General features: G+C 56.6%; 13 protein-coding genes. 6 read left to right on the forward strand and 7 right to left on the reverse strand.

The annotated features are described in order from the left end of the window. The first annotated feature begins 58 nt into the window (after nt 1-58). Together AC3DKS_RS05330 and AC3DKS_RS05335 are read left to right on the forward strand one after the other, a co-directional pair. Entirely contained in the window at nt 59-631 is a 573-nt protein-coding gene (locus AC3DKS_RS05330; protein WP_015753147.1) for a MarC family protein, read from the forward strand. A 49-nt stretch (nt 632-680) separates the two neighbouring features. After that, complete coding sequence (locus tag AC3DKS_RS05335) at nt 681-884, forward strand: hypothetical protein (protein ID WP_041326917.1); 204 nt, start codon at nt 681-683, stop codon at nt 882-884. 55 nt (nt 885-939) lie between these two features. Here the strand turns inward: AC3DKS_RS05335 and AC3DKS_RS05340 are convergent, their stop codons facing one another. From AC3DKS_RS05340 to AC3DKS_RS05355, 4 genes are all read right to left on the reverse strand, one after another. Next, the gene (locus tag AC3DKS_RS05340) at nt 940-2,574 is read right to left on the reverse strand and encodes a S41 family peptidase (RefSeq protein WP_015753149.1); all 1,635 of its coding nucleotides are present in this window, start codon (nt 2,572-2,574) and stop codon (nt 940-942) included. Next, nucleotides 2,564-3,016: a deoxycytidylate deaminase gene (locus AC3DKS_RS05345; RefSeq protein ID WP_015753150.1), complete on the reverse strand. Its 453-nt coding sequence runs from the start codon at nt 3,014-3,016 to the stop codon at nt 2,564-2,566. The genes AC3DKS_RS05340 and AC3DKS_RS05345 overlap by 11 nt, the downstream gene beginning before the upstream one ends. A 104-nt stretch (nt 3,017-3,120) precedes the next feature. Continuing rightward, on the reverse strand, nt 3,121-3,708 hold the full coding sequence (locus tag AC3DKS_RS05350) for a HupE/UreJ family protein (protein WP_272606831.1): 588 nt from the start codon (nt 3,706-3,708) through the stop codon (nt 3,121-3,123). Nucleotides 3,709-3,793: 85 nt separating this feature from the next. Then, complete coding sequence (locus AC3DKS_RS05355; RefSeq protein ID WP_015753152.1) at nt 3,794-4,519, reverse strand: TerB family tellurite resistance protein; 726 nt, start codon at nt 4,517-4,519, stop codon at nt 3,794-3,796. A 153-nt stretch (nt 4,520-4,672) separates the two neighbouring features. Here AC3DKS_RS05355 and AC3DKS_RS05360 point away from each other — a divergent pair, with 153 nt between their 5' ends. After that, the gene (locus AC3DKS_RS05360) at nt 4,673-5,083 is read left to right on the forward strand and encodes a BrxA/BrxB family bacilliredoxin (RefSeq protein ID WP_015753153.1); all 411 of its coding nucleotides are present in this window, start codon (nt 4,673-4,675) and stop codon (nt 5,081-5,083) included. Between the two features lie 77 nt (nt 5,084-5,160). Here AC3DKS_RS05360 and AC3DKS_RS05365 read toward each other — a convergent pair whose 3' ends face one another. Next, nucleotides 5,161-6,513: a tetratricopeptide repeat protein gene (locus AC3DKS_RS05365; RefSeq protein ID WP_272606832.1), complete on the reverse strand. Its 1,353-nt coding sequence runs from the start codon at nt 6,511-6,513 to the stop codon at nt 5,161-5,163. A gap of 297 nt (nt 6,514-6,810) precedes the next feature. Between AC3DKS_RS05365 and AC3DKS_RS05370 the strand changes: the two genes are divergently transcribed. From AC3DKS_RS05370 to AC3DKS_RS05380, 3 genes are all read left to right on the forward strand, one after another. Beyond that, a complete protein-coding gene (locus tag AC3DKS_RS05370; RefSeq protein ID WP_272606833.1) occupies nt 6,811-7,548 on the forward strand; it encodes a lysophospholipid acyltransferase family protein in 738 nt (245 codons plus the stop codon). Then, complete coding sequence (locus tag AC3DKS_RS05375; RefSeq protein WP_272606834.1) at nt 7,545-8,204, forward strand: HD domain-containing protein; 660 nt, start codon at nt 7,545-7,547, stop codon at nt 8,202-8,204. Before AC3DKS_RS05370 ends, AC3DKS_RS05375 begins: the two co-directional genes overlap by 4 nt. Before the next feature lie 135 nt (nt 8,205-8,339). Beyond that, nucleotides 8,340-9,761, forward strand: coding sequence for a Gfo/Idh/MocA family protein (locus tag AC3DKS_RS05380; RefSeq protein ID WP_272606835.1), 1,422 nt, complete (start codon nt 8,340-8,342; stop codon nt 9,759-9,761). 68 nt (nt 9,762-9,829) lie between these two features. Here AC3DKS_RS05380 and AC3DKS_RS05385 read toward each other — a convergent pair whose 3' ends face one another. After that, entirely contained in the window at nt 9,830-10,906 is a 1,077-nt protein-coding gene (locus AC3DKS_RS05385; RefSeq protein ID WP_272606836.1) for a PA0069 family radical SAM protein, read from the reverse strand. Between the two features lie 117 nt (nt 10,907-11,023). After that, a complete protein-coding gene (locus AC3DKS_RS05390; RefSeq protein ID WP_272606837.1) occupies nt 11,024-12,577 on the reverse strand; it encodes a hypothetical protein in 1,554 nt (517 codons plus the stop codon). Nucleotides 12,578-12,584 lie beyond the last annotated feature (7 nt).

Raw genomic sequence — 12,584 nt, forward strand, 5'->3', positions numbered from 1 at the left:
AACCACTATTGGAATCTCCGGATTCCCATTACATTTGCGCCGCAAAAAATCGAGCACTATGAACTTTAATTTCCGCGAAATCGCCACCGCCACCATGATCCTCTTTGCCGTAATCGATATTGTCGGCAGCGTCCCGATCATCATCGACCTGCGGAAGAAGGCCGGGCATATCCAGTCCGGCAAGGCCACGCTGGTCGCCGCAATTATCATGGTTGCCTTCCTGTTTGTCGGGGAGGAAATCCTCAAGCTGATCGGTATCGACGTAAATTCCTTTGCCGTGGCCGGTTCGTTTGTGCTCTTTTTCCTGGCCATCGAGATGATCCTCGGCATCACCCTGTACCGGGACGAGGCCCCGGAGGCTGCATCCATCGTTCCCCTGGCCTTCCCGCTGATTGCCGGGGCGGGCACCATGACGTCGCTGTTGTCCCTGCGGGCCGAATTCGATGTGGTAAATATCATTGTGGCTATTGTCGCGAACTGTATCTTTGTATACGGGGTGTTAAAAGCCTCCTCCCGGATCGAGCGGGTCCTCGGCCAAAACGGCCTGAGCGTTATCCGCAAGGTTTTCGGGGTGATCCTGCTGGCTATCTCGGTGAAGCTGTTCGCGACAAACATCAACGGGCTGTTTTAAAGCAGCCCGCTGCCCGCCGGGACCTGCGGGTCATTAAAACCGTATTCCGATGAATAGAATCTTATTGATAGTCCTGATTGTACTGGCCCTGGCGTTGATCGTCTTTAACATCACCATGGTGGATATGCAAGACCCACTGGAAGGGGATAGTCTTGTGGCACTCATCGGCATTGCAGCCGCCTTATGCGCCATTGTGCTGTTGCTGATCTACCAAACCTCCCGGCGTATCCAGAAAAAACTGGACGGGGAATAAACGCAGCCCGGGCTGGCCCCTTATGGACGGCAGGGCTGGCTTACAACGGGAAACTTCAGCTATCCGGCCGGGACTCCGGCCCCTCCTCCGGGTTGAGCCTGGGCCGGTCCAGGTCGCGCACCTTTAACAGCATCGCGTCCGTAGGCGCCAGGATTCGCGCCTTCATGTCCGGCGAAAAGAGCTGCTCGGCGATCCCCGCCTTGATGTAGGTCTTCAGCAAATCCTCGTGCTCGTAGTAGTCGATGCGCAAATTAAAGGCCGAGAGGAAATCCACCATGTGCTCAAAGAGGATATCGTCGGTTCGGAACTCCCGGTAGAAACGCATCTCGTCGTAATCCGCGTAGCGGTTGCGGTCTTCTTCCAGGTGGTCAAAGACAAAGCGGGAAAAATAGCCGCGGGAATCCAGGGCTGCCAGCGCCTCTTCCTCATTGCTGCCAATGGCCACAAAAACATCCGGGACGATGCCGCCGCCCCCGTAAACCACCTTCCCGCCGGGCGTGGTGAACTTCAGGGAGTCGGCCACCCGGATACTGTCTACCGAGGTGAGCTCCCCGTTGTGGTAACGCTCGGTGAACCGGTCGTAGTAGTCCTGGCTCCCGTTCTGGTAATCGCGCTGGATGGAGCGGCCGGTGGGCGTGTAGTACCGGGATACCGTGAGCCGCACGGCCGAGCCGTCGCCCAGGTCCATTTCGCGTTGCACGAGCCCCTTGCCAAAGGATCGCCGCCCGACGATCGTACCGACGTCGTTGTCCTGCAGGGCCCCGGCGATGATCTCGGAAGCCGAGGCAGACCGCTCGTTGATCAGTACATAGACCGGTTTGTTTTCAAACCGGCCCCGGGAAGTGGCGTAGATGGAATCCGTCTGGCCTTTCTTGTTCCGGGTAAAGAGGATCAGTTTGCCCTCCGGCAGGAAGGCGTCGGCAATGCGTTCGGCCACGTTCAGATACCCCCCCGGGTTGTCCCGGAGGTCCAGGGTGAGTTTCTTGGCGCCGAGCTGTTGCAACTTCCGTAAGGCAGCGTCAAACTCGTCGAAAGTGGTCTCGGCAAAACGGTTCATCCGGATATAGCCCATGTCCGAAGTCAGCATGTAACTCGCATCGATGCTGCGGATCGGGATCCGGTCGCGACGCAGGTTGACGCTAAAGAGCCGGTCCTCGGTTTTGCGGTATACCTGCAGTTTGACGGAACTGCCTTCCTGCCCCTTGAGCCGGGAGACGATCTGCCCGTCGGGTATCCGGCGCCCGTAGAGCGTATCCCCGTCGGCCAGCAAAATTTTATCTCCGGGCTGAAGGCCTGCGCGCTGGCTGGGCCCCCCGGGAATCGTCCGGGTAACGGTAATGGTATCCCGGAAAGTGTAGAAGTTGATCCCGATCCCGACAAAGTCGCCCTTCATGTTCTCGGAAACCCGCTTCATCTCGGATTTCGGGATGTAGACGGAATGCGGGTCGAGTTTGTCCAGGATGTTGTTCACCGTCACATCGACGATACTGTCGGTATCCACCTCATCGACGTACTCGTAATCGATATAGTCGATGAGCCGGTTGAGTTTGTCCTTTTTGGAATTGGTCGTAAAGAGTTTCTCCGGGGTATCGTTGAAGTGCAGTTTCCCGCCCACAAAAATCCCCAGAGCCAGGGCAAAGGCCACGACTGCCGGTCCGATGTAATAGCTTTTCTTCAAATCATTCTTCATTTACGGCCACCCCGATGTCGATAACCGGCAAATGGACGAGTTCCACCCCGGCCCGCGCCAAAAACTGCAACCCGGAATCGTCCTTGTAGGCCTTCTGGTATACCACCCGTCGGATTCCGCACTGGTGGATCAGCTTGCTGCACTCCCTGCAGGGGGACAGGGTAATATAGAGGGTTGCCCCTTCGCAGGACTGCGTGGAGGAGGCCACCTTGGAAATCGCATTGGCCTCGGCGTGCAGCACGTACCACTTGGTATAGCCCTCCTCGTCTTCGCAGAAATTCTCAAATCCGGAGGGGGTGCCGTTGTACCCGTCGGAGATGATCATCCGTTCCCGGACGATGATGGCCCCCACCTGTTTGCGCCGGCAGTAGGAAAGCTTGCCCCATTCGTTCGCCATGCGCAGGTATGCCTTGTCGTATTTCTCCTGTTTTTTCTCCTTCACTCTATTGGTATAACGCGGCCAGAAAAAATTTCGTGCGGGAAAGCACTAATATACCCGCTTTTGGGGTGGCTTACAACCCCGCCCGGGTTAATATTAAGTGAAAATCACAAGGGCCATGCCCCGATCAGCAGCGCGGTGGAAATCCCCACAATGGCCAGGCTGGCCAAACGGACATACCAGGCAGAAGGGGCGCGCAGCCGCTCCACCACCAGATAGGTAACCCCCAGCACCACTACCAGGACCAGCAACTGGGCCGCTTCGATCCCGAGGGCAAACCCCAGCAACGGGCCGGTTTTCTCGGACTCCCCGGACATCAGCATCCGGAAGTAATTGGAAAAACCCAGGCCGTGGATGAGCCCGAACAACCCGGTGGAAACCAGGTGCACCCGGAAAGCCGCCTGCCGGTCCGGGCCGGCGCCCGTCAACAGCAGGTTAAACAGGGCGGTCAGCAGAATGGTCAGCGGGATCAGAAACTCCACCCATCCGGCATCCGCATCCACCACCCCGTATGCGGCCAGGGCCAGGGACAAACAATGGGACACCGTAAAGAGCGTCGCCAGCCAGAACACCCGCTTCCAGTAGCGATAGGTAAACGGCAGGGCCAGGGCCGTCAGAAAAAGCACGTGGTCGTAGCCCTGCGGGTCCAGCACATGCAGGAACCCCAATTCCCCGTACATCCAGAAATTCTCCATCCTGTTATTATTTCAAAAATTCTTGAGCGCCCCGATATGCGAAAGGTGCATTGGCCAGAAACGGCCCGGTATCCGGGGCCGCCGCTTAAATTCCCCGTTCCTGCTGGATGGCCTCATAGGCCTTCTGCACCTCCTTGAATTTTTCTTCGGCCCCGCGCTTGATGGCCTCGTCCTGGGTGTTGACCCGATCCGGATGGTACTTTTTGGCCATATTCCGGTAGGCCTTTTTCACCTCTTCGTCCGTGGCAGTGCGTTCAATCTCCAGGATTTTATAGGCGTTGTCCGCAGATTCGACAAACATCGCCATGATGCTTTCAAAATCCGTGGCCCCTATTTGCAGGTATCCCGCCAACTCCCTGAGTTTGCGGATTTCCGCCTCGCTCACGTGCCCGTCCGCCTGCGCGATCCCGAACAGGAAGTGGACCAGTTGCAACCGCACCTCATAGCGCGTCCGCTGGTTCAGGTAGGCGCAGATCCGCTGGCCGGAAATTTCCCGTTTTTTGATGACCTCGTTAAACGTCCTGAAAATGGCATTGGCCTTCTCCTTCCCGTAGGTGGCGAGGAAATACTGGCGCACGTAGTCGAGTTCCTGCTGGCTCACGCGCCCATCCGCCTTGATAACGATGGAGCAGAGCGACAACAGGTTCAGCTCAAAGTCGGCCGGGGATACCTTTTGCCGGGTAAAATCGGTAAACACCGTCCCGCCGCTGCGACTGGCCCCGTCTATCAGGCTCCCGATCAGGAACCCGATAATGGCCCCCGGCAGCCGGAGGAAGAGGTACCCGACGAAAGCGCCAAACCATTTGATCATCCGGAAAAATTTTTGGCAAAGATAGCGCATTGCCCCGGAATGCCGCAGCGGGCGGATAAGCGGTTCCCGGGTCCTGTAATTACCTGTGCCCCTTATGGTAAAGTGGCGTCCTTTTCGTACCTTTGCACTTTAGAAATTCCATAAAAAAATACTATGTACCCTACAGAACTCGTAAAACCCATGCGGGAAGACCTCTCCACCGCCGGCTTTGAAGAACTTTTCACGGCCGAGGAAGTAGAGGCAGCTATAAAACAACCCGGTACCGTACTGGTAGTCGTCAATTCGGTTTGCGGCTGTGCCGCCGCCAATGCGCGCCCTGCCGCCAAGCTGAGCCTGCAGAACGGCAAGACCCCGGACCGCCTGGTCACTGTATTCGCAGGAGTGGACCGGGAAGCCGTAGATGCCGCCCGCAGCCTGATGGTGCCATTCCCGCCTTCTTCGCCCAGCATGGGCCTCTTCAAGGACGGGGAACTCGTACATATGATCGAACGCCACCATATCGAAGGCCGCCCGGCGGAGATGATCGCCGAGAACCTCACCCAGGCGTACGACGAGTTTTGCTGAAACGCGGTTCGTAACCCTATAGGAAGAACCCTGCCGGACTGGCGGGGTTTCTTTATTGATTCACCGCGAAAAAGAGATTACCTGACGTCCTTGAGTTTTTTGCGGGTTTCCCGGATCCCGGACTTATCGGGGATACTCAGATAGATTCTGTAAAGCTGCGTTAGCAATTCCCGATCGGCGGGTTCAACTTGCAATCCGTCCATGAGTACCGCTTCTGATTTTCGATACAAGCCCGTTTTGATTGCCTCAAGCCGACGGACTTCAGCCCGCGACGATTCCTGTTCGATAATTCCCCGCAGCGCCTCGGCCTCATTGGCATACACCTTTGACAGCTCCAGGTAAGCCTCAGTATTGTCCGGGGATCCCGCCAGGACAGCCCTGAAGGACCGAATGGCAGACTCGGCCTCTCCCATGGCACTTTGTGCCTTGCCCAGACCAAGGTACATTTCGGCCGACGCAGGCCCTAATTTGATGGCTTTCAGAAATGCTTCGGCGGCCCGGGGATACCTTTCCATTTTCAGGTACATATGGCCCGTATTGACTTCATCCGCAACCTGGCCGGTTTCGAGCTCCCGGCTGATACTGAGATAGGCTTCCGCCTTTGTGTACTGCCCCAGACTCCGGGCAAGGGTCGCCATTTCGGCTAGGTAGGATTTGCGGGGCCTCATATGGCGGTCTTTTCCAGCGGAGGCAAGCAATTCCCCATAGATGTCGAGGGCGAATCTATCATCCTTCCCTTGACGCGCGCAGCGCAAAGCCTCGTGCAAATTTCCGGAGATCCGCCAGTCGTACCCGTATGCCTCAGCGAAAAGCCGTGCGGCCCGGGCCAGGTCGCCAGCTTCTTCGGCCTGTTTTGCCTCTTCTTTGAATTTGTCAGATTTAATCCGGTCGAGTTCGTATATAGAAATGGCTTCTCCCCAACCAAACTGAAGGGAATACGTCGCCCAGGACCAGCCTTCCCCAAACGCGTCTTCCCGGTCGGAAATACGCGGATACCCCTCAGGCACCGGTTTGCCTTGCAGCAATTGTTTGTGTACTGAATCGACTTCGGCCCTGTCAAGCCCGAAATAACTCAAGGCGAACCCCGCAAAATAATCGGCCTCCAATTCAAATGTTTCCAGGAGGTCCATTTGACTCATGGGATGCTGAAAAACATGGTGGCCCAGGGCGTGCATAAACGTAAGAGTGCCCACCAGGTCCGACCCGGGCCGGTTGATAAAGTCCTCAAGGTCCGATTGCACCGCGATGATACGAGTCTTTACTCCCCTGTCATTATTAGATGAAGTCGACGTATTCATCGACCCTTCCGCACAGGCAATCAGCGAAAAATTCCGACTGATCCGGAGTTGTCTGAATAGAGAATCCAGTCGCGCCAGGCGGGTGGGATCGCACACCGAGGACATACACCACGACGTTGTCTTCCCGGGCATTTCCACACGGGTTACTGAATCTGAAGGGATTTCCGGCGGCGGCATTGGGGTGCCACAAGGTTCAATGAATTCATCGAATGAAATACGGCTTGTAAACCCGCAAATGGGACTCGATTGGCACAGCGCACTCCCGGGTGACACGATCACAACAAATACGATCGTTAGAACTCTCCAATAAAGTATTCGGATCCGTTTCAAAATGAGTTGGGTTTCATTTTTTGCCGGGATAAATATAGGGTGATTCCTACAATTTGGCTTCATTGCTCCATGTCGCGGTGCGTTTCTTATTTTTACACCATGGTCAAGCTCCTTGCATACCCGCTTTCCGCAATTTACCTGCTCGTTTTCGGGCTGGTCCTGGTGGTGTTCCACCCGGTGCAGTGGGTCTGCCTGAACCTTTTCGGCTACCAGGCCCATAAGGCGAGCGTCAGTTTGCTCAATCTGTGCATCATGCGCAGTACTCACATCCTGGGGACCACCTATCGGTTTGAATACGCCGATCCCATGCCCGAAAGCGGGCCGCTCATCATTGTGACCAACCACCAGAGCATGTACGACATCCCGCCCCTGATCTGGTACCTTCGGAAATACCACCCGAAATTCGTCAGCAAAAAAGAGCTCGGAAAAGGAATCCCTAGCGTCTCCTTTAACCTGCGCCACGGGGGTTCGGCCCTGATCGACCGCAAGGACCGCCGGCAGGCCCGGGCCGAACTCGAACGGCTGGGTGCGTATATCGAAAAAACGGGCCGTAGCGCGGTGATATTCCCGGAAGGGACCCGATCCCGCACCGGGGAGCCGAAACCATTCCGTACTTTTGGCCTGAGCCTGCTGATGGACCAGGCACCCTCCGCGCTGATCCTGCCGGTAACCATCAACAATTCCTGGAAACTGTTCCGCTATGGAGCTTTTCCGCTCGGCCTCGGGGCCCGGGTCCGGTTTACCGTACACCCGCCCATGCCCGTAGCCGGGTTTACCCCTGAAAAAATGAAAGAACTCGAAGCGAAGATCGCTTCCAAGATCGACCCCCCAGCATGACCGATGCAGAATTTGTAGAACAGACCATTGACTATGTCCGGAGCGAACTCGATGGGGCCGAAGGCGGCCACGACTGGTTCCACACCCAGCGGGTATTCCGCAATACCTTGCTGATTGCCAAAGACGAGAAGGTGAATATCCTGATCGTGAGCCTGGCTGCCCTGCTCCACGACGTTGCCGATTCAAAATTCCACGACGGCGATGAAGATGCCGGTCCGAAAAAAGCGGACGCCTTTATGCGCAAAATCGGGGTGCCCCAGGCCATTCGCACGCATGTGGTCCAGATCATCCGGAATATTTCTTTTAAAAACAGCCTGGAGAAAAACAAAAAGCCGTTTACCTCGGACGAGCTCTTTGTGGTCCGCGATGCCGACCGCCTGGATGCCATGGGCGCCATCGGGATTGCTCGTGCCTTTAATTTCGGCGGCTACAAAGGACGGAAACTCTACGACCCCGAAATCGCCCCCCGGGTGAAAATGAGCAAGGCGGAATACAAGAAATCGGACGGGCCCACCCTGAACCATTTCTACGAGAAACTATTGCTGCTCAAGGACCGCATGCACACCGATACCGGCAAACGCCTGGCCGAAAAGCGCCATGCCTTTATGCTGGAATACCTGGAGGAATTCTACCGGGAGTGGAACGGCACGGCCTGATTTCCCAGACCGGTTCCAGGCTCCCGCCCCGTATTGAACCTGCATGTGCCGGCCCGTTCGGGCGTCGTCCGCTTTCCGTAGTTTTTGTATCTTGAAAGCTCATTTTTGAACAAACCGAACAAACACCCAACATCCATGCAAAGAAGAAAATTCCTGAAAAATACGGCTGCCTCTACGGCGGCATTCAGCATTGTCCCGAGTTTCGTACTGGGAAAAGGCCATGTGCCCCCCAGCGACACGCTCTACGTAGCCGCCTTCGGCGTTGGCGGCCGGGGTGCCGGCGTGATGCGCGGCCTGAGCGAAACCGGAAAGGTCAAATACGTCGCCTTCTGCGATGTAGACGACCGGCGGGCTGCCCCTACCTATGAGATGTTCCCGGATGTAAAGCGTTACAAAGACTACCGGGACGTGTACAAGAAGCATTTGAAAGACATGGATGCCATTATGGTAGCGACCCCGGACCACACGCATGCCACCATTGCCTTGCCATTTATGCGGGAGAAAAAACACGCCTATGTGGAGAAGCCCCTGACCCACAACATCGCCGAGGCCCGGATGATGACCCAGGTAGCCCGCGAGATGGGGATTGTTACGCAGATGGGCAACCAGGGGGCTTCCAGCAACGGGAGCCGCGAAGCCAGGGAATGGCTCGATTCCGGGATAATCGGCCGGATTGAAAAAGTGGATTGCTGGACGAACCGTCCTGTCTGGCCCCAGGGGGTCCCGGTACCGGAAGGAAGCGATCCGATCCCGAAGGAACTGGATTGGGACCTGTGGCTGGGCCCTGCGGCCATGCGGCCGTACAACGACCGCTACCTCCCGTTTAAATGGCGTGGCTGGTGGGACTTCGGCACGGGGGCCCTGGGCGATATGGGCTGTCATATTATGGAAACCCCTTTCAGCGTCCTGGAACTCGGATACCCTGCAGAAGCGGAGGCGAGCTGCACCACCAACTGGGTGGGCGACTTTGTGGAAGCGGACTACAGTGAATCCTGTCCCTCCTCTTCCATCGTCCGGCTGAAATTCGACACGGACCAGCACGGGCAGGTAGCCCTGAACTGGTACGACGGCGGGTTGAAGCCCGACCTGCCCGACGAACTGAAAGACGGGGAGACCATTGGCGACAACGGCGGCGGCTCCATATTCTACGGGACCAAAGGCATCATGGTCTGCGATACGTATTCCCGGAATGCCCGCCTCCTTCCCTCTGACCTTATGGATATGGTCAGCAAGCCGGCTCCCAGGCTGCCCCGTGTGGAAGGCGGTACCGGAGGGCATCAGCGGAATTTTGTGGAAGGCTGCCTGAACGGCACCCCCACCTCATCGGATTTCGAGAAGGCAGGAAAACTTACGGAATCCGTCCTGATGGGGAACCTGGCCATCCGGGCCTTCCAATACAAAAACCGGGTCACCGACCCGGATAGCGGCCGGTCGTACTTTGAATACCCCGGGCGCAAGAAAATTATGTGGGACGGCGAAAACATGCGGGTCACCAATTTCGACAAGGCAAACGAATGGGTAAACGGCAGTTACCGGGAAGGCTGGGATCTGGCCTAGGCCCGGCAGCCTGTCCATAAGCCCGGGGCTACTCCTGGTCCGGCCTGCTTTCCAACCCTCCGACAGGGTTAAAAGAGCTCCCACTGCCCGCTTTTATGCGCTGCGTGCAGGGAGGTGTTGAGTTCCGGGAATTTGCGCCCCGCGAAGTATTTTTTCCGTGCAATCCCGGCCAGCTGGTGGATCTGGGATGCAACGGCCCCTTCCCCCTTGTTGCGGATGCCGAAACGGCTGTCATTCAGGCTGCCGCCGTGACAGGCGCGGATCTGGGAGAGGATTTTCCCGGCCCGGTCCGGCATTGCCCGATGGAGCCATTCCGTAAAGATTCCGGCGATGGCCCCGTTGAGACGTACCAACGTAAACCCGAAAGAGCGGGCTCCTGCATCGGCAACCGCTTGGGCCATGTCCATTACCTCGTGGCTGTTGATCCCCGGGATGATCGGGGCGAGCATCGCGTTGACGGGGATGCCCGCATCGGATAGTTTGCGGATCGTTTCCAACCGTTTCGCAATACTCGCGGTGCGGGGTTCCAGCAACCTGCGGGTGGATTCGTCCAGGGATGTCACCGAAATATTGACGCCCACCAAACCGTCGGCATGTAGTTCCGTGAGCAAATCCATGTCCCGGAGTACCAGTGCGTTTTTTGTGATGATGCCCACGGGGTGGCGGTAGCGATGGAATATTTCCAGGCAGGCGCGAGTGATCCCAAACTCCCTTTCAGCAGGCTGGTAGCAATCCGTATTCCCGGAAAGCACGATGGGGGCCGCCTTCCAGGAACGGTGTTTGAGGAAACGATCCAGCAGGGCCGGGGCGTTTTCCTTGACGAGGATCTTGCTTTCAAAATCCAGGCCGGGCCCGTACCCCCAGTACTCGTGGGAGTTCCGCGCATAACAGTAGACGCATCCGTGTTCGCAACCCTGGTAGGGGTTCATGCTGTAGGACATGCCCACATCCGGGCTGGTAACCTTGTTGACGATGGTTTTTGGGTGGACGCGCAGGTAGCCGGTGCGGACCTTCTCGGATTCCCCGCTGATCCGCTGGTGCTCCAGAAAATCCTCCAGGGGCTGCTCCTGAAGTGCCTCAAAGCGGTTTGCCTGGCGGGATTGGGCCCCGCGGCCTTTGCGGATTTCTCTTTCGGGATGCGACACGGCAATTGGAATTTATCCAAATTTATGGATATTATCCTGATATGCGATGGTTGATGGAGAATTTAACACCGCCGAAACGGGATGCCGCGTAAGGATCCGGCGGCAGCGGAAAGCGAACTACCCGCGGATATGTACGGAAACGAGTTGCTTCTTACTGCCCCGCTTGGCGTAGAAGTACAGCCGGTCCTCGTCCTCCTCCACCAGCGGTTTGGAAACCATCAGCGGCAGGCGCGCTTCGGACTGGTCAATGATCTTTTCCCAGGAGATCCGGCCTTCCGGGTTCAGGCGGATCAGGAACACGTTCCGGTTCCGGCTGAGCCCCTGCCGGAAAATGAGCCGCTCATTGTTCAGCAACTGGGGGTTGTCTGCAGCGGTACATATAAAGAAATAGGTGTGGCCGTCCTTGGAATAGGCGCTGTAGGAGGCATAGGCCCCGTCGCCCTGGGTCACTTCGGTCTTGTTGATGTTCCGGGCCCAGACCAGGTCTCCGCGGCTATCCAACCGAACGCTGATAATGTCGTTGTGGTGGAAGCGGTCCACGCGCAGCCTGCCGCCGCTCCCGTTATCCTGGATGCTGTTGGTAACAAAATACTCCTCCGCGTTGAAGAGCAGGGAACCGTCCGGCGTAAAATGCACGTCCTTAAACACGAGGTTTTTGATGGCTTTCTCGGATTCCGACCCGAATTTATCGACCATGAACTGGTGGGAGAAGGGGTTGTATTTGTGGATACCCGCCTGCAGGGTCTGCGGGTCCACTTCCAGGTATTCCAGGCCGTTGTACCGCTCGTCCTTCCGGTCGGCATAAAAGCCCACGCAAAGGAGTTTCCCGTTGCGCAGGATCGGCTTGAGCGCCTCGGAATAAAAGCCTTCCCGGTCGTAGGAGGCGGTTTGGGCCCCATCCCGGGTGAGCTTGATTAGTTCGTACTGGAATTTCCGCTCTTCGGCCTTAAAGCGGCGCTTCCGGAAATACGCCTTGGCAACCAGGTAGGCCGTGGAATGATCCGGAGCCATTTCCAGTGCCTCAAAGGCGTAATTTTTTTCTTCCACGGAGGCCGAGAAATCGACGTCCATGACCGGTTGCATATTGAAATTGTACACGAGGATCCGGTGCTTGTTCACGTCGCCCTTCTTGTGGTGCAGGCTCAGGGCAAAAGCTTTCTGTTCCCGGTCAAATAGCAGGGTCGTACTGAACCCCGAATTAAATTTCCGGTTGTAATAATTCTTGTCGACCGGGTTTTCCACATATACCGATGGAATAGTGAGCAGGTCCTTTCGGGTAAAATTGTAGGCCCCAACCGGGGTTTGATGCACGGAATACGTATAACTCAAACGCTCCGGGTCGTAGCTCAGGAACAACAGGTATAATTGCCCGTTGGCCACAAAACCGTCCAGGAAGTCGGCTCCCCGGAACTTGTAATTGTATTCGTCTATCAGTTCAAGCTGCGGGTTATACCGCTCTATCAGGTAGCCTTTTGGCCTCAGGATCAGCCCGGTATAATAGGCCCTGACCAGGACTTTGTTGCCCTGGGCAGACTCCGAGAAAGTGACCAGGTTTGAATATCTGTACCGATCGTTATATTTTTCGCCGAACATATAGTCCACAGGCATTTCCTGCGCCCCGCAGACCCAGGCGGCCAGCAGCGCAACTGCCATACAGAGATTCCGATACATAGGATGT

The sequence above is a fragment of the Robiginitalea sp. genome, assembly GCF_982776155.1.

Excerpts from the sequence above, each read along its gene's own strand:
- AC3DKS_RS05380 (WP_272606835.1), top strand. The coding sequence starts at position 8,340 with ATGCAAAGAAGAAAATTCCTGAAAAATACGGCTGCCTCTACGGCGGCA.
- AC3DKS_RS05375 (WP_272606834.1), top strand. The coding sequence starts at position 7,545 with ATGACCGATGCAGAATTTGTAGAACAGACCATTGACTATGTCCGGAGC.
- AC3DKS_RS05330 (WP_015753147.1), top strand. The coding sequence starts at position 59 with ATGAACTTTAATTTCCGCGAAATCGCCACCGCCACCATGATCCTCTTT.
- AC3DKS_RS05370 (WP_272606833.1), top strand. The coding sequence starts at position 6,811 with ATGGTCAAGCTCCTTGCATACCCGCTTTCCGCAATTTACCTGCTCGTT.
- AC3DKS_RS05355 (WP_015753152.1), bottom strand. The coding sequence starts at position 4,519 with ATGATCAAATGGTTTGGCGCTTTCGTCGGGTACCTCTTCCTCCGGCTG.
- AC3DKS_RS05390 (WP_272606837.1), bottom strand. The coding sequence starts at position 12,577 with ATGTATCGGAATCTCTGTATGGCAGTTGCGCTGCTGGCCGCCTGGGTC.
- AC3DKS_RS05350 (WP_272606831.1), bottom strand. The coding sequence starts at position 3,708 with ATGGAGAATTTCTGGATGTACGGGGAATTGGGGTTCCTGCATGTGCTG.
- AC3DKS_RS05335 (WP_041326917.1), top strand. The coding sequence starts at position 681 with ATGAATAGAATCTTATTGATAGTCCTGATTGTACTGGCCCTGGCGTTG.
- AC3DKS_RS05360 (WP_015753153.1), top strand. The coding sequence starts at position 4,673 with ATGTACCCTACAGAACTCGTAAAACCCATGCGGGAAGACCTCTCCACC.
- AC3DKS_RS05340 (WP_015753149.1), bottom strand. The coding sequence starts at position 2,574 with ATGAAGAATGATTTGAAGAAAAGCTATTACATCGGACCGGCAGTCGTG.
- AC3DKS_RS05365 (WP_272606832.1), bottom strand. The coding sequence starts at position 6,513 with ATGCCCGGGAAGACAACGTCGTGGTGTATGTCCTCGGTGTGCGATCCC.